Origin of the sequence: uncultured Marixanthomonas sp. (assembly GCF_963974425.1) — a bacterium.
Classification (GTDB): domain Bacteria; phylum Bacteroidota; class Bacteroidia; order Flavobacteriales; family Flavobacteriaceae; genus Marixanthomonas.
Window position 1 is genome coordinate 1 of sequence record NZ_CAXBCK010000028.1, and the last position, 18152, is coordinate 18152.

22 protein-coding genes are annotated in these 18152 nt (G+C 35.6%); 3 read left to right on the top strand and 19 right to left on the bottom strand.

All coding sequences use genetic code 11. The features are described 5' to 3' along the window. Nucleotides 1–125: 125 nt before the first annotated feature. From AACZ92_RS09505 to AACZ92_RS09555, 11 genes are all read right to left on the bottom strand, one after another. Nucleotides 126–251, bottom strand: coding sequence for a 30S ribosomal protein THX (locus AACZ92_RS09505; RefSeq protein WP_339700296.1), 126 nt, complete (start codon nt 249–251; stop codon nt 126–128). Then, entirely contained in the window at nt 251–379 is a 129-nt protein-coding gene (locus tag AACZ92_RS09510) for a hypothetical protein (RefSeq protein ID WP_339700298.1), read from the bottom strand. The genes AACZ92_RS09505 and AACZ92_RS09510 overlap by 1 nt, the downstream gene beginning before the upstream one ends. 83 nt (nt 380–462) lie before the next feature. After that, nucleotides 463–1224, bottom strand: a complete 762-nt coding sequence (trpA, locus tag AACZ92_RS09515) for a tryptophan synthase subunit alpha (protein WP_339700301.1) — start codon at nt 1222–1224, stop codon at nt 463–465. Beyond that, on the bottom strand, nt 1224–2405 hold the full coding sequence (trpB, locus tag AACZ92_RS09520) for a tryptophan synthase subunit beta (protein ID WP_339700304.1): 1182 nt from the start codon (nt 2403–2405) through the stop codon (nt 1224–1226). The genes trpA and trpB overlap by 1 nt, the downstream gene beginning before the upstream one ends. Continuing rightward, nucleotides 2402–3043, bottom strand: a complete 642-nt coding sequence (locus AACZ92_RS09525) for a phosphoribosylanthranilate isomerase (protein WP_339700306.1) — start codon at nt 3041–3043, stop codon at nt 2402–2404. Before AACZ92_RS09525 ends, trpB begins: the two co-directional genes overlap by 4 nt. After that, the gene (gene trpC, locus AACZ92_RS09530; RefSeq protein ID WP_339700309.1) at nt 3040–3822 is read right to left on the bottom strand and encodes an indole-3-glycerol phosphate synthase TrpC; all 783 of its coding nucleotides are present in this window, start codon (nt 3820–3822) and stop codon (nt 3040–3042) included. Before trpC ends, AACZ92_RS09525 begins: the two co-directional genes overlap by 4 nt. After that, entirely contained in the window at nt 3823–4815 is a 993-nt protein-coding gene (gene trpD / locus AACZ92_RS09535; protein ID WP_339700312.1) for an anthranilate phosphoribosyltransferase, read from the bottom strand. It lies immediately after the preceding gene. 201 nt (nt 4816–5016) lie between these two features. Further along, nucleotides 5017–6501, bottom strand: a complete 1485-nt coding sequence (gene cysS, locus AACZ92_RS09540) for a cysteine--tRNA ligase (RefSeq protein WP_339700315.1) — start codon at nt 6499–6501, stop codon at nt 5017–5019. 51 nt (nt 6502–6552) lie between these two features. Beyond that, a complete protein-coding gene (locus tag AACZ92_RS09545) occupies nt 6553–6912 on the bottom strand; it encodes a four helix bundle protein (RefSeq protein WP_339700318.1) in 360 nt (119 codons plus the stop codon). A 71-nt stretch (nt 6913–6983) separates the two neighbouring features. Beyond that, nucleotides 6984–7670, bottom strand: coding sequence for a GTP cyclohydrolase I FolE (gene folE, locus AACZ92_RS09550; RefSeq protein WP_339700321.1), 687 nt, complete (start codon nt 7668–7670; stop codon nt 6984–6986). A gap of 188 nt (nt 7671–7858) precedes the next feature. Then, nucleotides 7859–8254, bottom strand: a complete 396-nt coding sequence (locus tag AACZ92_RS09555; RefSeq protein WP_339700324.1) for a DUF1573 domain-containing protein — start codon at nt 8252–8254, stop codon at nt 7859–7861. A gap of 129 nt (nt 8255–8383) precedes the next feature. Here AACZ92_RS09555 and AACZ92_RS09560 point away from each other — a divergent pair, with 129 nt between their 5' ends. Together AACZ92_RS09560 and AACZ92_RS09565 are read left to right on the top strand one after the other, a co-directional pair. After that, nucleotides 8384–11014, top strand: a complete 2631-nt coding sequence (locus AACZ92_RS09560; RefSeq protein WP_339700327.1) for a valine--tRNA ligase — start codon at nt 8384–8386, stop codon at nt 11012–11014. 97 nt (nt 11015–11111) lie between these two features. After that, nucleotides 11112–11354: a hypothetical protein gene (locus AACZ92_RS09565; protein WP_339700330.1), complete on the top strand. Its 243-nt coding sequence runs from the start codon at nt 11112–11114 to the stop codon at nt 11352–11354. A gap of 54 nt (nt 11355–11408) precedes the next feature. Here the strand turns inward: AACZ92_RS09565 and AACZ92_RS09570 are convergent, their stop codons facing one another. The 6 genes from AACZ92_RS09570 to rsfS all read right to left on the bottom strand — a co-directional run bounded on the left by AACZ92_RS09570 (nt 11409) and on the right by rsfS (nt 16277). Then, a complete protein-coding gene (locus AACZ92_RS09570) occupies nt 11409–11675 on the bottom strand; it encodes an acyl-CoA-binding protein (protein WP_339700333.1) in 267 nt (88 codons plus the stop codon). After that, the gene (locus AACZ92_RS09575; RefSeq protein ID WP_339700336.1) at nt 11672–12322 is read right to left on the bottom strand and encodes a phosphatidylserine decarboxylase family protein; all 651 of its coding nucleotides are present in this window, start codon (nt 12320–12322) and stop codon (nt 11672–11674) included. Before AACZ92_RS09575 ends, AACZ92_RS09570 begins: the two co-directional genes overlap by 4 nt. Further along, a complete protein-coding gene (locus AACZ92_RS09580; RefSeq protein WP_339700339.1) occupies nt 12312–13139 on the bottom strand; it encodes a phosphatidate cytidylyltransferase in 828 nt (275 codons plus the stop codon). The genes AACZ92_RS09575 and AACZ92_RS09580 overlap by 11 nt, the downstream gene beginning before the upstream one ends. Nucleotide 13140: 1 nt before the next feature. Further along, nucleotides 13141–13746: an LUD domain-containing protein gene (locus AACZ92_RS09585; protein ID WP_339700342.1), complete on the bottom strand. Its 606-nt coding sequence runs from the start codon at nt 13744–13746 to the stop codon at nt 13141–13143. 108 nt (nt 13747–13854) lie between these two features. Next, complete coding sequence (gene ftsH, locus AACZ92_RS09590) at nt 13855–15891, bottom strand: ATP-dependent zinc metalloprotease FtsH (protein WP_339700345.1); 2037 nt, start codon at nt 15889–15891, stop codon at nt 13855–13857. A 14-nt stretch (nt 15892–15905) separates the two neighbouring features. Beyond that, nucleotides 15906–16277: a ribosome silencing factor gene (rsfS, locus tag AACZ92_RS09595; protein WP_339700348.1), complete on the bottom strand. Its 372-nt coding sequence runs from the start codon at nt 16275–16277 to the stop codon at nt 15906–15908. An 84-nt stretch (nt 16278–16361) separates the two neighbouring features. Between rsfS and AACZ92_RS09600 the strand changes: the two genes are divergently transcribed. Continuing rightward, nucleotides 16362–17093 carry a biotin--[acetyl-CoA-carboxylase] ligase gene (locus tag AACZ92_RS09600; RefSeq protein ID WP_339700351.1) on the top strand — a complete coding sequence of 244 codons (732 nt, stop codon included), beginning with the start codon at nt 16362–16364 and terminating at the stop codon, nt 17091–17093. On the opposite strand, the gene AACZ92_RS09605 is transcribed toward AACZ92_RS09600, so the two are convergent. Both AACZ92_RS09605 and pyrE read right to left on the bottom strand, forming a co-directional pair. After that, complete coding sequence (locus tag AACZ92_RS09605) at nt 17090–17482, bottom strand: SRPBCC family protein (protein ID WP_339700354.1); 393 nt, start codon at nt 17480–17482, stop codon at nt 17090–17092. The genes AACZ92_RS09600 and AACZ92_RS09605 overlap by 4 nt on opposite strands. A gap of 19 nt (nt 17483–17501) precedes the next feature. Beyond that, entirely contained in the window at nt 17502–18152 is a 651-nt protein-coding gene (gene pyrE, locus AACZ92_RS09610) for an orotate phosphoribosyltransferase (RefSeq protein WP_339700356.1), read from the bottom strand.

Sequence of the window (18152 nt, forward strand, 5' to 3'; positions counted from 1 at the left end):
AAGCGTTTCAAAACGATTGATTATAAAGTAATCCTATTATAATAACCAACCAAAGTAAAACCCCTTCACAAATTTGTGAAGGGGTTTTCATTTATACAATATTTTAAAAGAGGATATTTTTTAAACTATTTATTTTTATTTCCTTTAACGGTTTTTGGTTTTATTTTAAACTTCCCGCGTTTTGGGCGAAGTTTACCATAACTTCCAATATTAATTTTGCCTCTTTTTGTTTTCTTGTCTCCTTTACCCATTATTTCTTGTTTTGTTGATCTTTAATGGTTTTCTCATCAATATCTACCTTGTTTGTTTCTTGATTTGTGTTTCCGGTAGGATTGGTAGGGTTCTTTTGTTCTTCTTTACGTTCAAACTTCTTAGCCATAATATTAAATTTTTAAATTCAATAGAAAACTAAAAATAATCAATCACAATTTCTATTAATGACCTACTAAAGTATGGTTAAAATTAACGTAATTGCTTAATAAAAAACGGAATACCTGATAAGCCTTCGTTTGTTAGTGTTTTAATAAAAGCACTGCCTATAATAGCTCCTTTGGCCTTTCGTGTGGCTTGTGAAAAGGTTTTAGCATTGCTAATGCCAAAACCAACTATTTGTGGATTCTTTAATTGTAAGGCATCAACTTTATTGAAATAAGAGATTTGTTCTTCGGCAAATCCAGAAGTTTTACCCGTAGTACTAGCACTACTAACCATATATATGAATCCTTTTGAGGCTTCATCTAGTTCTCTAATTCGTTCTTCTGAAGTTTGTGGCGTTATTAAAAAGATATTAGCAAGATTATACTTTTCAAAAAGTTCGCGATAGTGTAGGTTGTATTCAGCTAAAGGTAAATCGGGTAAAATAAGACCGTCAATACCTATTTCAGCACATTTTTTACAAAATGCTTCAACACCGTATTGCAAAACAGGATTAAAATACCCCATGATAATTAATGGAATAGAAATGTGATCACGAATACCCTCTAATTGTTTAAATAAAATTTCAGTAGTCATTCCATTTTTCAGAGCTTCCGTAGAACTTGCTTGTATCGTTGGTCCGTCGGCTAAAGGGTCACTAAAGGGCAATCCTATTTCAACCATATCCACTCCATTTTCTTCCAACGATTTTAAAATAGAAATGGTGTCATCTAGATCGGGGTATCCAGCTGTAAAATAGATGGATAATAGCTTTTTATCTTGCTGTAATGCTTCTTGTATTCGTTTCATTATAAGTTGAAATAATCGATGTAAGTATTTAAATCTTTGTCGCCACGACCGCTTAGGTTAATAACGATAATATCATCTTTTTTAAATGCCCTATTTTTAAAAATAGCAAGTGCGTGACTGGTTTCAATAGCTGGGATAATACCTTCCAGTTTACTTAACTCCAAACCAGCTTCCATAGCTTCGGCATCGGTAATCGAAATAAACTCTCCGCGTCCACTAGCAAATAAATGAGCATGCATTGGGCCTACACCTGGGTAATCCAACCCTGCCGAAATAGAATAAGGCTCCGTAATCTGGCCATCATCGGTTTGCATTAGTAATGTTTTACTGCCGTGGATAATGCCTGCTTTTCCTAAAGCTGAAGTAGCTGCGCTTTCTCCACTTTGAATGCCTTTACCTGCAGCTTCAACGGCAATAATGCCCACATCAGGGGTGTCTAGATAATGATAATATGCTCCAGCAGCATTGCTTCCGCCACCTACGCATGCGATAACATAGTCCGGATTTTCTTTTCCTTCTTTTTCTTGCAATTGGGTTTTAATTTCTTCGGAAATCACACTTTGAAAACGTGCCACCATATCAGGGTATGGATGCGGACCTACCACACTACCAATAATATAATGGGTGTCGGTAGGATTATTAATCCAATCCCGAATCGCTTCGTTAGTAGCGTCTTTTAATGTTTTACTACCACTCGTAGCAGGAATTACCGTTGCGCCAAGCATTTTCATACGAGCCACATTAGGAGCTTGCCGTTCCATATCAATTGATCCCATATACACGATACACTCTATGCCCATAAGCGCACAAACAGTTGCAGTTGCTACACCGTGTTGTCCAGCTCCAGTCTCAGCAATGATGCGGTTTTTGCCTAAATGTTTTGCCATCAGTATTTGCCCAATGGTATTATTTACTTTATGCGCTCCTGTATGGCAAAGGTCTTCCCGTTTTAGATAAATATTGGTGTTATATTTCTCAGAAAAACGTTTGGCATAATATAGTGGAGTAGGGCGGCCAACATACTCCTTAAGAAGTTGCTTAAACTCCTTTTGAAAACTTTCTTCTTGCATTACGTCAAGGTATTGTTGACGTAACTCTTCTACGTTTGGATACAGCATTTCGGGGATGTAAGCTCCGCCAAACTCACCGTAGTAGCCTTTTTCATTTACGTGATAACTCATAAGTTTGATTGTATTGTGTTCAGTTTATCCATAAACTGTTGTAGTTGATTGGTGTTTTTTAAGCCGGGCTTGTCTTCAAATTTACTATTCACATCAATAGCAAATACGGGAAGATCGGTTTTTAATATTTCTGAAAGTGGCTCTATTTCGTTTAAGCCAATTCCGCCACTGAGCACAAAAGGTATTTCTGAAGTATACTCTTTTAGAATATTCCAGTTAAAAGCGTAACCATTTCCGCCTTTTTCTTTTCCTTTTGTGTCAAAAAGAAAGGCAGAAACATATGGTTCAAATTCTTTTAATACGGAGAAATCGAAAGTGTCTTTTATACCGAAAACTTTCCAGATTTCAGTATTTATCTCTTCTGAAACAGCTAATTCTTTACAAAATGAAGCAGTTTCGTCTCCATGTAATTGAATAACATCTAACTGAAATTGCTTTACCTTGTTTACTATTTCAGAAATACTTGCATTGACAAAAACGCCTACTTTTTTTACTTCAGGAGGAAGGGTAGACAAAGAGCCCTCAAAATTGCGTGGAGAACCCTCGTAAAAAATAAAACCCACATAATCAGGTTGCAGTGCAGCTACCTCTATTGGGTTGTGTTTCATGCCACAAACTTTTAACTGAATATTTTTCATCGTAGCTGGTCTATAAATTGTTTGGCACTTTCTCCAGGATTGCCAGTTTTCATAAAGGTTTCTCCTATTAAAAACCCTTTATAATCGTAGTTGCGCAGTGTTTTAATAGTTTCAGGATTGCTAATGCCGCTTTCTGAAATTTTCACAAAGTCATTCGGTATTTTTTCTGAAAGTTCTTTACTAATGTCAATAGAAACGTCAAATGTTTTAAGGTTTCTATTATTTACACCTAGCATATCGACCGTAGGTAACAAGGAACATTGAAGCTCTTCCTCGTTATGTACTTCTAATAAAACATCGAGACCCAATTGCTTAGCGGTTTTTGAAAATTCTTTTAATTGATTATCGCTCAAAGAAGCGGCGATTAAGAGAATGGCATCGGCACCATACGCTTTCGCTTCAAAAATTTGATAGGTATCAATGATGAATTCCTTACGTAACAGCGGAGTATCTACACAGTTTCTGGCTAATACCAAATCTTCTAAGGATCCACCAAAATATTTGGTGTCCGTTAAAATTGAAATACCGCAAACACCCGCTTTGCTATAGCCAGTAACAACATCCGGCAAATTTACTTGATCGTTAATAACCGATTTACTGGGCGAGCGTCTTTTGTGTTCAGCAATAATTCCAGTTGTTGAATTTCGCAAAACAGCAGCTAAAGAATTAGGTGTACGCGTAAACGCTTTAGATTTTTCTAAAACGGATAGAGGAAAAAGCGCTTTTTTTGCATCGACCTCCTTTATTTTATTCTGAATTATTTTATCTAAAATAGTCATTTAAGCGCTCAGTTTTTGAAGTTTTTGTAATACTTGTAAGGCCTTTCCAGATTGTAGTGAATCTTTTGCTTTCTCAATTCCCGTTTCAATACTACATTGATTGGCTACCGAAATAGCCATTCCAGCATTGGCGCAAACTACATTATTTTGCTGTTCAGTTCCGTTGCCTGAAATAATATTTTTGAATATTTCAGCAGATGATTCCACCGTATTACCGCCGTGTATATCTGATTGTTTAATGCTTTTAAACCCAAAATCTTCAGGCTGCATAATTTTTTCTGAAGCATTCGAAATTACCTTTACGGGACCAGTCAATGAAATTTCATCGTAGCCATCCATAGCGTGTAATATCGCATAGTTTTTAGTGCTATTTTGGTATAAGTAACCATATAAACGTGCTAATTCCAGATTAAAAACACCTACTAATTGATTTTTCGGAAATGCAGGGTTTACCATCGGTCCCAACATGTTGAAGAAGGTTTTTACTGCTAAATCCCTTCTTATGGGTGCTACATTTTTCATAGCTGGATGAAAAAGTGGCGCGTGTAAAATGCAGATGCCTGCTTCTTCTAGGCTTCGTTTTAAAAAGTCAGTATCGTTACTAAATTTTATACCCAGTTGATCCATTACGTTGCTACTTCCGCTAATAGACGAAACGCCATAATTTCCGTGTTTAGTAACTAGAACCCCAGCTCCTGCAGTAACAAAGGAAGAAAGTGTGGAAATATTAAAGGTGTCTTTGCTATCGCCTCCAGTTCCACAGAGGTCGATAGTGTTATACTCATCTAGATTAACGGCAAGGCATAAATCTAGCAGGGCATCACGAAAGCCTTCCAATTCTTCGAGCGTTACGCTTCGCATCATAAATACCGTTAAAAAAGCGGCTATTTGACTTTGGTTAAAGTTTCCTTCACTAATAGAAACCAACACATTTCGGGCTTCTTGTTTGGTTAATTGTTCGTGATTTATAAGTCTGTTAAGTACTTGTTTCATTCTAATTTAGGTATGAAGTAACTGATAGTGGTTTAAAAAAATAATTAGAGCATCAAAAATATGGAATGCTCTTTTAAAAATAGTGTTCCTGCTAGTATAAAAAACTGAGAGGGTGATTTTTAAAAAGAATTTTTTTAAAATAGTAAACTGGGTTTCTATATTGAGAAACATGGTTTACACAAAATCGGTATAAAAATGTATTTAATTAAGTGAAAAGGTAGTGCCTTCTTTTCCGTCTTTAAGCTGTATTCCCGCTTTTTGCAAGTCGTCTCTAATACGATCACTTGTTGCAAAATCTTTATTAGCACGTGCTTGGTTTCTAAGCTCAATAAGCAGCTGAATGGCTTCATTTAATTTGTTACCATCTTGAGCATTGCTTTCTGCTACATCAACCAATCCTAATACGTCGAAAATAAAATCCTGCATCGTATTTTGTAATAGTTGCAAGTCTTTTTCAGTAATAGTTTCATTATTGTCTAATAGCGCATTGATAAACTTAGCTGCTTCAAACAACTGTGCAATAAGAATAGGACTGTTAAAGTCGTCATTCATGGCATCATAACATGATTGACGCCATCGAGTTACGTCTATACTACTGCTTTCTGATGTTTTTACACCGCCAATAGCTCGGTATGCATCCATCAAGCGGTTAAAGCCTTTTTCGGAAGCTTCTAAGGCTTCTTTTGAAAAGTCTAAAATGCTTCGATACTGTGCTTGATACATGAAAAACTTAACCACGGTTGGCGTAAAGGGCTTGTTAAAAATATCGTTGTCGCCTGTGAACATATCTCTTGGGAGAATAAAGTTCCCTGTCGATTTAGACATTTTTTTGCCATTTAGCGTAAGCATATTGGCGTGCATCCAGTAGTTAACGGGATTTTGACCGTTGGAGGCTTCGGCTTGTGCAATTTCACATTCGTGATGCGGGAATTTTAAATCCATTCCGCCACCGTGAATATCAAATTGATTACCTAGATATTTTGTACTCATTACGGTACATTCTAAGTGCCAACCTGGAAAACCATCGCTCCAAGGAGAAGGCCAACGCATAATGTGCTGTGGTTCGGCTTTTTTCCAAAGTGCAAAATCTTGTGGATTCTTTTTATCGCTCTGAGCTGCCAATTCGCGCGTATTGGCAATCATATCTTCTAAGTTTCGGCCACTTAAAATTCCGTAATTATGATTTTCGTTGTATTTCATCACATCAAAATAAACAGAGCCGTTTTTTTCATAGGCGTAGCCTTGTTCTATGATGTTTTCTACTATTTGAATTTGCTCAATAATGTGCCCCGTTGCAGTCGGTTCAATACTAGGCGGATGGGCATTGAAAGTTTCCATAATAGTATGAAAATCGACTGTATATTTTTGAACCACTTCCATCGGTTCTATTTGCTCGATACGAGCTTTTTTTAAGATAGGATCATCGCCACTTTCACCATCATTTTCAAGGTGTCCAGCATCGGTTATATTTCGAACATAGCGCACTTTATACCCAAGGTGTTTTAAATAACGAAAAACAAGATCGAATGATAAAAACGTACGACAATTCCCTAAATGCACATTGCTATAAACGGTAGGGCCACATACATACATGCCGATAGCGCCTTCATTTATAGGTGTAAACTTCTCTTTCTGCTTAGAGATGGAATTGTAGATTGTAAGTTCTTGTTCTTCGTAACGTTTCATATTTTTAAATAGAAGTTAGATGCTGGATGACGGATGACAGGAAGTTCATATTTATTTTATGTTTTTCCTGAAAGCAATCATCATGTTCATTAAGTAAAATGCTTCGTTGTATTGTTTTTCAAATTCTTCATTAGAAATATAATTTCTTCGTTTTATCTTGTGTAAGCAGGTAACTACTTCAGCAAGAGACCTAATGGCATATCCTAGAAATTTTCTTTGCTCGGGATTTGACTGTAAAATAGAACCTTCAGATATATTCAATGCAACAGAATCCGTAGCTCTACAAATTTGGGATGTTAAGTTGTACATTTCTTTCTTTGGAAAAGAACAAGAAATCACTTCTATCTCTTCTCCAAAATCCATGGCTTTTTGCCAAATATGTAATTTTTCAAATTTAAACTTAGGTTCCATATTTCTTAATTACTTCTGTCACCCGTCAACTTTCACCCGTCAACTTTCACCCGTCATCATTCACCAAATATTTAATATCCCTTAAAATCGGTGTCTAAATTAATATAATCTAAAAAATCGCGTCGTGTTTCGGCGTTTTTAAATTTACCACCAAATTCGCTAGTAACGGTGCTGCTATCTATATCCCGAATTCCTCTAGAGTTAACACATAAATGCTTCGCATCGATTACACATGCAACATCATCTGTATTTAATACCTTTTGTAATTCTTTTACAACCTGCATAGTAAGACGCTCCTGTACTTGAGGGCGTTTTGCGTAATAATCTACAATGCGGTTCATTTTGGAAAGACCTACAACGGTTCCGTTTGAAATATATGCAATATGGGCTTTTCCAACTATTGGGAGCAAATGGTGTTCGCAAGTAGAGTAGAGGGTAATATTTTTTTCAACCAACATTTCTCCATACTTATACTTATTGTCAAAAGTTGAGGCCTTAGGTTTTCTATCGGGATGTAACCCTCCAAAAATTTCCTGAACAAACATCTTGGCAACCCTATTAGGTGTTCCTTTCAGACTATCGTCTGTTAAGTCAAGTCCGAGTGTGTCCATTATATTATAGACATCTTTCTTAATTCGTTCAATTTTTTCGATATCACTAAGTTCGAAAGCATCGAGACGCAGAGGAGTGTCTGTAGAACTTCCTATGTGGTCATCGCCCATGTCTTCGATGTCTTTTAGCTGTTTTTCTAAATCCATTTTTATTTCAAGGTGTAAAAACTAAATACTGATTGCAAAGATAGGCATTCGGTACATGCTATAAAAAATTGGTCATTGTTATTTTTAATGCTACAATCCTTTGTTCCTATATTCTTTTTATCAGAAAAAGATTATATAAAAAAAGCCCTACAATTAAGCAGGGCTTTCCATTAGTTATGTAGTGTTGTTTACTTCGTTTTTTCTAAAACACTCTTATTATCCGATAAAACAGTTCCCTTAATTTTAAGGGCTTTTACAGGCTCATCGGCATTAGAGTAAACTGTTACCGTTTTTCTAATAGGACCTACACGATTAGTATCGTACTTAACCTCAATTGTGCTAGAAGCTCCTGGAGCAACAGCACCATTTGGTTTTTTTGGTACAGTACAGCCGCAGCTCGACTTTACATCGCTTACTACTAATGGCTCATCACCAGTGTTGGTAAATTCAAAAACGCGTACGCCATCGCTTCCTTTCGCGATTTCGCCGTAGTCTATGGTTTCAGATTTAAATTCAAATTTTGCTTGAGCATTGGCGGCAAATCCAAACAGCGCTACGAATGCAATTAATGCTAATTTTTTCATGATTTCTAAAATTTTAGAGTATGCTAAGGTACATATCTTTCCTACAATCTGCAAAATAACTTATTCACTTTTATAATCTTGCAGATATAGCTACTTTTGTAGGCTATAGTTCAAAAATTAGACCAAATTATGGCAGTAGCAGCAAAATATAATGCTCAAGAGATTGAAAACAAATGGTATAGCCATTGGATGGAGAATGGATATTTTCATTCTGAAGTAAACGAAAAAGAACCATATGCCATTGTAATACCACCTCCAAACGTAACAGGAGTGCTACATATGGGGCATATGCTTAACAATACCATACAAGATGTGTTGATACGGCGTGCTCGCTTAAAAGGCTATAATGCTTGTTGGGTTCCGGGGACGGACCACGCATCTATTGCTACTGAAGCCAAGGTGGTTGCTAAATTAAAGAGCGAAGGAATTGATAAAAATAGCTTAACCAGAGAGGATTTCTTAGAACATGCTTGGGAATGGACACACAAGCACGGAGGAATCATTTTGGACCAACTAAAAAAATTGGGAGCTTCTTGCGATTGGGAGCGTACTAAGTTTACGATGGATGACGATATGTCAGCGTCTGTAATCAAAGTTTTTGTCGATTTATATAAAAAAGGACACGTTTATCGCGGTTATCGAATGGTAAACTGGGATCCACAGGCTAAAACTACTTTATCTGATGAAGAAGTAATTCACATTGAAAAACAAGGGAATTTATATTACCTAAATTATAAAATTGAAGGAAGTGATGAGTCGCTAACCATTGCTACCACACGTCCTGAAACTATTTTAGGCGATACCGCTATATGTATTAACCCCAACGATGAACGTTTTACACACTTAAAGGGGAAGAAAGCTATTGTGCCTATTTGTAATCGGGTGATACCTATTATTGAAGACGAATATGTAGACCTTGAATTTGGTACGGGTTGCCTAAAAGTAACTCCTGCACACGATGAAAATGATAAAATGTTGGGTGATAAGCACAACTTAGAAGTAATCGATATTTTAAATGACGATGCTACGCTAAACAAGCATGGTTTGCACTTTCAGGGGAAGGATCGTTTTGTTGTTAGAAAAGAAATAGTTGCCGAATTAAAAGAATTAGGGGTTCTAGACAAAGTAGAACAACACACCAATAAAATAGGAACAAGCGAACGTACCGGTGCGGTTATTGAACCAAAATTGAGTGATCAGTGGTTTTTAAAGATGAAAGAGCTCGCTCAACCAGCTTTAGACTCTGTGCTTGAAAAAGACATTAAATTAGTTCCTGAAAAATTCATCAATACGTACCGTCATTGGATGGAAAACGTACGCGATTGGAATATTTCGCGTCAGCTTTGGTGGGGTCATCAAATTCCTGCGTATTACTACGGAAGCGGGAAAGAAGACTTTGTTGTCGCCGAAACAGCCGAAGAAGCCTTGCAGATAGCGAAAGAAAAATCAGGAAATGCAGATTTAAAAGCAACCGATTTAATTCAAGATGCCGATGCGTTAGATACTTGGTTCTCTTCTTGGTTATGGCCAATTAGCGTTTTCAACGGAATTCTAGAGCCGGATAATGATGAGATAAACTATTATTACCCTACAAAAGATTTAGTAACCGCTCCCGAAATTTTATTCTTCTGGGTGGCACGTATGATTATTGCTGGGTACGAATACCGCGATGAAAAACCTTTTAGCAGTGTTTATTTAACAGGAATTGTACGTGACAAACAACGTCGCAAGATGAGTAAATCGTTAGGTAACTCACCAGACCCTATCGAATTAATGAATAAATACGGAGCCGATGGCGTACGTGTTGGGATGTTGTTAAGTTCGCCTGCTGGGAATGATTTAATGTTCGAAGAAGATCTGTGTAAGCAAGGAAGTGGGTTTGTAAATAAAATATGGAACGCCTATCGATTAATTGATGGTTGGGAAATTTCCGAAGAAAAAGCAGAAACCGAAACCGATGCTATTGCCATTAATTGGTATAAAAACAAGTTTGCAAAAACCATCGCTGAAATTGAAGATCATTACAGCAAATACCGAATTAGCGATGCGTTAATGGCTACTTATAAGCTAGTTTGGGATGATTTCTGTTCGTGGTTCTTAGAGATAGTAAAACCTGGATTTGGAGAGCCTATTTCGGCTACAACATATAAAAAGGTGATTGCTGTTTTAGAAGATAACCTTAAAATATTGCATCCGTTTGTTCCTTTTATTTCTGAAGAAATCTGGCAGAATATTACAAAACGATCTAAAGATGAAGCATTGATTGTTGCTGAATGGCCAAGCAATATGGATTTCGATGAAAAACTGATAAAAGATTTCGAATTTGCTTCGGAAGTAATTTCAGGAATTCGTACCATTAGAAAACAAAAGAACATTTCATTTAAAGATACCATTTCGGTTTCTGTTATTAATAATGAAAAAGTAGAGACGACATTTGATTCCGTAATTATTAAACTTGGGAACCTTTCTGAGTTGAATTACGTTTCCGAAAAAATAGAAGGAGCCTTAACTTTTAGGGTAAAAAGTAACGAATACTTTGTGCCTATTGAGGGAGCGATTGATGTAGAAGGAGAAATAGCCAAGTTGAGTGAAGAACTTAAATATACAGAAGGCTTTTTGAAAAGTGTTCAAGGTAAACTTAAAAATGAGCGTTTTGTAAACAATGCTCCTGAAAAAGTAGTCGCTATGGAAAAAAATAAAGAGGCAGATGCCTTGGCTAAAATAGAAACTTTAAAAGCTAGTTTAGCTTCTTTAAAATAGTTGAAAGGCGTTAAACTTTCTTAATTTCCTTTAAATAAGGCGTTAATTTCCTTTTAAAACCAATTGTTTGGCTGTAATTTGAGTAAAAATAAAAATTATGGATCAAGCTAAGTACGATCAAATGCAAGGGATGTTGAATAAGTTGGAAGACATTAAAAACAGCCAAGAAAGCATAATTGATAAAATTAACCACGTAATAACTGATCTTTTTCAGAATCCTGACAAAGATTTAGAAAAAGCGATGGAAGCTGCGCACGAGAAGGCATCAGCGAATGTCGATAAGATTACAGAAGCTATTGATGAATATGAAATAAAATTCAACAAAGCACAGCAACAATAAATTAAAGATAGAACTATAGTTTAAAAGCTTCAATTTTAAATAATTGGAGTTTTTTTATTTTCTGTAAAGAAAGTAAGTGTTAACCGCTTCTATATATTTTAATTTAGCCTCTCGAGTTGTCATTCCCTTAGTTTGGAAAAGCGCATTAGTTTTAAAAGCTGAAATAAGTGGTTTACTGCTTCGTGCAGAATCTGCATCGCTAGTAGCTCTTTTGTAATAGGCATAAAGGCGTAATAGTACATCTGCAGGAAACGACTCGGTGTGTTCGTTTATGCTATCAACAGCTTTTTGAAAGGCAATATCTAATTCTTTGTCGTTCATTTTGATGCCAATAGTGTAATTCCTCCTTTTACTTTTTGATTTAAAGAGACGTCAATTTTTGCATTTAAAGGTAAAAAGACATCTACTCTAGAACCAAATTTTATAAACCCACTGTCGTCTGCTTGATTTACTGTTTGTCCTTCTTCGGCATAATTTACAATACGCTTTGCCATCGCTCCAGCTATTTGGCGGTGTAATACGTCTCCAAATTCGTTAGACTTCACCACAACGGTGGTGCGTTCATTTTCTTCTGAAGATTTTGGGTGCCAAGCTACTAAAAATTTGCCAGGATGATATTTACTGTAAACCACTTTACCACCAACTGGGTAACGGGTGACATGCACGTTTACAGGCGACATAAATACCGAAACTTGTATTCGTTTTTCCTTATAATATTCTTTTTCAAAAACTTCTTCTATAACAACTACTTTCCCGTCAACAGGGGATAGCACGTGGCTGTCATTTGTAGTGAAACTACGTTTTGGATTCCTGAAAAACTGAAGAATCAAAACCAATAGTACGATTAATGAAATTACAATTCCTCCTTTTATAAAGGAGTTTTCGACAAAATAGTCGGCTATTAGACTTAGCCCAATACAGATTGTAAGAGCTATTAAAATAATTTTATGGCCTTCTTTATGAAACATAATAAGCTATTTGTAAAAAAGCGTAAATAAATGGACTGGCAAAGATGATACTATCGAGCCTGTCATACAAACCTCCATGACCAGGCATTAAAATACCACTATCTTTTACACCTGCCTGTCTTTTAAATTTAGATTGTATTAAATCACCAATAGTACCAAAAACGGATGCTATTATTGCCATAATTACCCAAACTAGTAATGTAAATTCAAGAGTTAGTTCTGGCTTGTATGCCTCTAAACACTTAAATATAAGAAAACTTGCTAAGATAGCCCCAGCTAAACCACCAATAAAACCTTCAACAGTTTTATTTGGTGAAATTCGTTCTAAAAGTTTTCTTTTTCCGAAGTTTTTACCAACTATATAAGCAAATGAGTCATTAAACCAAATCAAAATAAATACGCCTCCTATTATTTCGGGAATAAAATTTTCCTCATACACAGGGATAAGGGTCAAAAAAACAAATCCGCTTATTAAATATAATATAATGGCAACGTATTTTTTCTTTTCAAACATAGGTATTTTACTTACCCAAAGGACATCCTTTAAGAGAAAAAGATTTACAAAGCAGCAAAGTATAAGTAATAAATTAACTGCATTTATATCAAAAATTGAATAACTAAAAAAGTATAAAAGTCCTGCCAGTAAAGCATAGGAGAGGTAACTTTTAAGATGTACTAGTTTTAAAAATTCGCTTAGGGTAATTACGGAAAGAATGAAAAACAGGCCCATAAACCATTCGTGCGAGGTAAACATAGAAATAATAACTATCGCAATGTATAGCACACCCGATAGGGTTCGCACAATGAGTTCCTTCATATTATAGGTCTTCCAATAGCAGCAAATATAGGTTTTTTGTGCTACTTCCGTAACTCATAAAGTCCTTTTCTTTGTCAGTTTCAAAGTCCTGAATAGTAGTGATATTGGTAGGAATTTGTTTGGTGTTTCTGTTTTTGATAATGCGTAACCCTTCACTAATGGTGTCAACCAATTGACTAGTAGTGGCAAAAACAATAAAATTAAACGGTAGTTCGTTTAATTTTTTTTCTTTAATTTGATTAGAAGACAGTAATATAGATCCGTTTTTACCTACCAAAGATTCGCAAGTGGTTAAAAAGAAAGTGGTGTTTCCTTTTGTAGTAAAATTTAAATTAAATCCATCAAAACGTGATGATAGGTTTCTATCGACGCAAAAAACATCGCGCTCATACCAGTCATTTTCAATTAAAATATTGTCAAAAGCTTCTAGAACTTCATTTATAGATTCGCAGTATAAAAACTTACCTCCATTTTTGTTGAAATTGTAGGTAAATTTTTCATCTATAGGAAGCGTTTCTTCTGGGTAATATTTGCTTGTATCAGATTTTTTAGCTTTCTCATCTGACTTGTTTTTATTAGGATTTAAAAGTCTTTTAAACAGACCCATTCATTGTTTGTTGAGGAGTTCGTAATACGTTTAACTTCAAATATATAAAATCTAACGGGAAGAATAGATACTTAAAACCAAAGTTTGTGATAAAAAAAGTTAGGTGACTTAATTGCTAGCCACCTTTTCTTCTTCACTTTCTTGATTTCCTTTATCATTATCGTTCTTGTTTTCTTGATTTTCGATTCTTTTGTTTTCTATGTCCTTTTTAAAAGGGCGTTCACCGAAAATACGCTCTAAACTTTCTTTAAAGATTACTTCTTTTTCAAGTAACTCTTCAGCAAGTTCAGTTAATTTATCTTTATTTTCTTCCAATAAATCTAATGCTCTTTGATATTGGACTTCAATAAGATTAGAAATTTCTTTATCTATCAATTCAGCCGTTTTCTCACTATATGGCTTACTAAAGTTATATTCATTTTGTCCACTAGAATCATAATAAGTGAGGTTTCCTACCTTCTCATTAAGACCATAAATAGTAACCATAGCTCGCGCTTGTTTTGTGATTTTTTCCAAATCACTCAGTGCACCAGTACTAATTTTATCGAAAATAACTTTTTCTGCGGCTCTACCTCCTAGGGCAGCACACATTTCGTCTAGCATTTGTTCAGGTCGAACTATTAGTCGTTCTTCGGGTAAATACCAGGCTGCTCCTAACGATTGTCCACGAGGAACGATGGTAACTTTAACAAGCGGTGCAGCGTGTTCTAGCATCCAACTTATTGTTGCGTGACCAGCTTCGTGAAAAGCGATTGCTTTTTTCTCATCTGGAGTAATAATTTTATTTTTCTTTTCTAAACCACCTACAATACGATCTACTGCATCTAAGAAATCCTGTTTACCCACTGCCTTACTTTCTTTACGAGCAGCAATTAAAGCTGCTTCATTACAAACGTTAGCAATATCAGCTCCAGAAAATCCAGGTGTCTGTTTAGCTAAAAAGTCTGTATTTAGTGTATCGTCAATTTTTAAAGGACGCAGATGTACTTCAAATATCTCTTTACGTTCGCGAACATCAGGTAGGTCTACATAAATTTGTCTATCAAAACGTCCAGCACGCATTAATGCCTTATCTAACACATCTGCACGGTTTGTCGCCGCAACAACAATCACGTTTGTATTAGTTCCAAAACCATCCATTTCGGTCAGTAGTTGGTTTAAAGTGTTTTCACGTTCGTCGTTCGATCCTCCAAAATTACTTTTCCCTCGGGCACGACCTATTGCATCAATTTCATCAATAAATATGATAGAAGGAGATTTTTCTTTAGCTTGTTTAAAAAGGTCACGAACTCTCGATGCACCAACTCCTACAAACATTTCAACAAAATCTGAACCAGAAAGAGAGAAAAAAGGAACTTTAGCTTCACCAGCTACAGCTTTTGCTAATAATGTTTTACCCGTACCTGGAGGCCCTACTAATAGGGCTCCTTTTGGTATTTTACCTCCTAAAGCGGTGTATTTTTCAGGGTTTCTTAAAAAATCTACAACTTCTTGTACTTCTTCTTTAGCACCTTCAAGTCCTGCAACATCTTTAAAACTAGTTTTAACGTCGGTTTTTTCATCAAAAAGTTTTGCTTTTGATTTACCAATATTAAAAATTTGCCCACCAGCACCGCCGCCAGCACCAGAAGACATTCTTCTCATGATAAAAATCCAAATTGCTATGATTACAACAAATGGCAGTAAGGTAATTAAAAGATCACCCCACATATTTTCTTCAGTGTCCCAAACCAATTGAGTCTCAAGATTGTTTTCTTTTTTTATTTCGTTGATGTCGTTTTCAAAATTTTGCTCATCACCAAATTCAAATTGATAATTTGGTTCATTCGGCCCGGGATCTAACATTCCTGAACCGGTAGATTTTGTATGTACATCTTTGCTCTTAGCTTCTTGTGTTAAAAAAACCTTAGCAACTTTGTGGTTTACTATTTTAACCTTAGCAACATCACCATCTCTTAAAAACTGTTCAAATTGTGACTTGGTGGTTTGTTCTGGTTGTGCCCAGCTACCACCGCCAAAAAATTGAATTCCCATAAACAATAGGAAAATGGCTCCATAAATCCAATAATTACTGAACTTAGGCTTTTTCTTTTCAGGCTTATTACCTTGGGACTTATCGCCCTTATTTTTATTTTCTAATGCCATAAGGCTTTGTTTCTTTAGTAAGTTGATTCAATTTTAACAGATTTGGCGTCTCCCCATAATCCCTCTATATCATAGAATTCCCGAATATGTTTCTGAAATACATGCACGACAACGTGCACAAAATCCATGAGTATCCATTCAGCATTGTTGCTTCCTTCAACATGCCAAGGTTTTTCCTTTAATGCTTTACTAACAGTTTTTTGAATGGAGTTAACAATGGCGTTAACTTGTGTATTTGAGGCACCATTGCAGATAATAAAATAATCGCAAACAGTGTTTTCTAAATCCCTAAGGTCCAGAATTTCAATATCTTTCCCTTTTACATCTTCAATTCCTTTTAATATCTGAGTAATAAGTTGATCTGTTTCTTGTTCTTTCTTCGACATTAACCTAATTTAATTTTCGCAAAGTTATTACTTTTTTGTTTCTTGATACCCTAAAAAAAAGGATATAGCAATAATTTATTACAAGTGAAGATAATCAAACTTAATGCCATTGACTCAACTAATACCTACCTTAAAAAATTAAGCAAGGAAGTTACACTAGAAGATGAAGTAGTAGTACACGCAAAAAATCAGCTTGCTGGGAGGGGACAACGGGCATCTACTTGGCGATCTAATCCCGGTGAAAGTCTTACGTTTAGTGTGTTTAAGCGTGTTGATAAACTGCCTGCTGAAAATCAATTTTTATTGGTTATGCTAACAGCTTTGGCGGTAAAAGATGTTTTAAATGACATTAAAGTTCCAAATGTTACTATAAAATGGCCAAACGACATCTTGTCACGTTCTAAAAAGCTTTGTGGTGTTTTAACTGAAAACACACTGCAAAAGACAGTTATAACTTCCTGTATTTCAGGAATTGGTTTAAATGTAAATGAAACAACTTTCGAAAACCTGCCAGCAGCCACATCTATAAGGTTGGCGATTGAAAAAAAGGTTGATATGGAGGAGGTGTTTCTTGCAGTTGTTGAAAGTGTCCTCAAAAGGTTAAGAGGCATTTCAGTGTTTGATTTTCAAAAAATAAAACAAGAATACGAAGCCTCCCTTTTCAGAAAAAATAAAGTCTCAACTTTTGAACGTCCTTCAGGTTTACGCTTTAATGGTGTTATAACTGGTATTATGGACACTGGAGCTTTATTAATAGAGCATGAAAATGGAACGACGGAACAATTTCAAATGAAAGAAATAAAATTGCTATATTAAAGCTTCTCCATATTTGTGGCAAGCGTTTCCAAAAATTTAGAAATAGGACTTTTTATCATCATCGCCATCATACTGTTAAAGTCGCCTTCAAATAGAAGCTCTACTTTTGAGGTGTTCTCGTCAATGGGTTCAACATTGGCAGTTAGTGTAAATGGAAGTTTATCGCTAATGGCACCTAATATCACTTCGTTTGGTGGATTGGTTTCTTTTACCTCTAAAGCAATTTCGGGCATTCCTTTAAGTGCAAAAACAAAAGCATTTTCCCTAATCACTTCAAATTTACTGATGTTTTCTGGCATTAATTGCTCAAAGTTTTTAACATCACTTAAAAAAAGACAAAGTTCTTCGCCTGATTTATTTACGGTTACTTTTTTACTAGTTAAGTTCATTTGGTAGTGTATACTTGATTTATTTTAATTGTGGTGTCCAGTTGGCAGGATCCATTCTCCAAGTAGAAAGTAATGTTTTTTCTTTTGAAGATATATAATTAGACTTTTCAGCCTGTTGCAATAAGTGGTCATAATCACTCAGCGTATGCAATTCCACATTGTTTTTTTTGAAATTTTCTTCTGAAACATCAAATCCGTAAGTAAAAATGGCTAACATTCCCTTAACGTTTAAGTTAGCTTCTTCTAAAGCTTTTGCGGCCAATAAACTGCTATTTCCAGTACTGATGAGGTCTTCAATGATTACCACATTTTGATTTGGCTGAATAAAACCTTCAATTTTATTTTGTCTACCGTGCTTTTTTGCTTCGGGCCTAACGTAACAAAAAGGAAGTCCCAATACATCGGCCACCAAAGCTCCTATACCTATGGCTCCTGTTGCTACTCCAGCAATTACATCAGGTTTTCCGTAGAGTATTTCTACTTGTTTAGCTAGGTTTTCTTTAAGGTAGTTTCTTATAACAGGGTAGGATAACGTAATACGATTATCACAATAGATTGGGGATTTCCATCCTGATGCCCATGTAAAAGGGTTTTGTGGTTGTAATTTTATTGCATTAATTTGCAATAGCAACTCGGCTGTTTTTTGCGCCGTTTCTTTGTTTAAAATCAT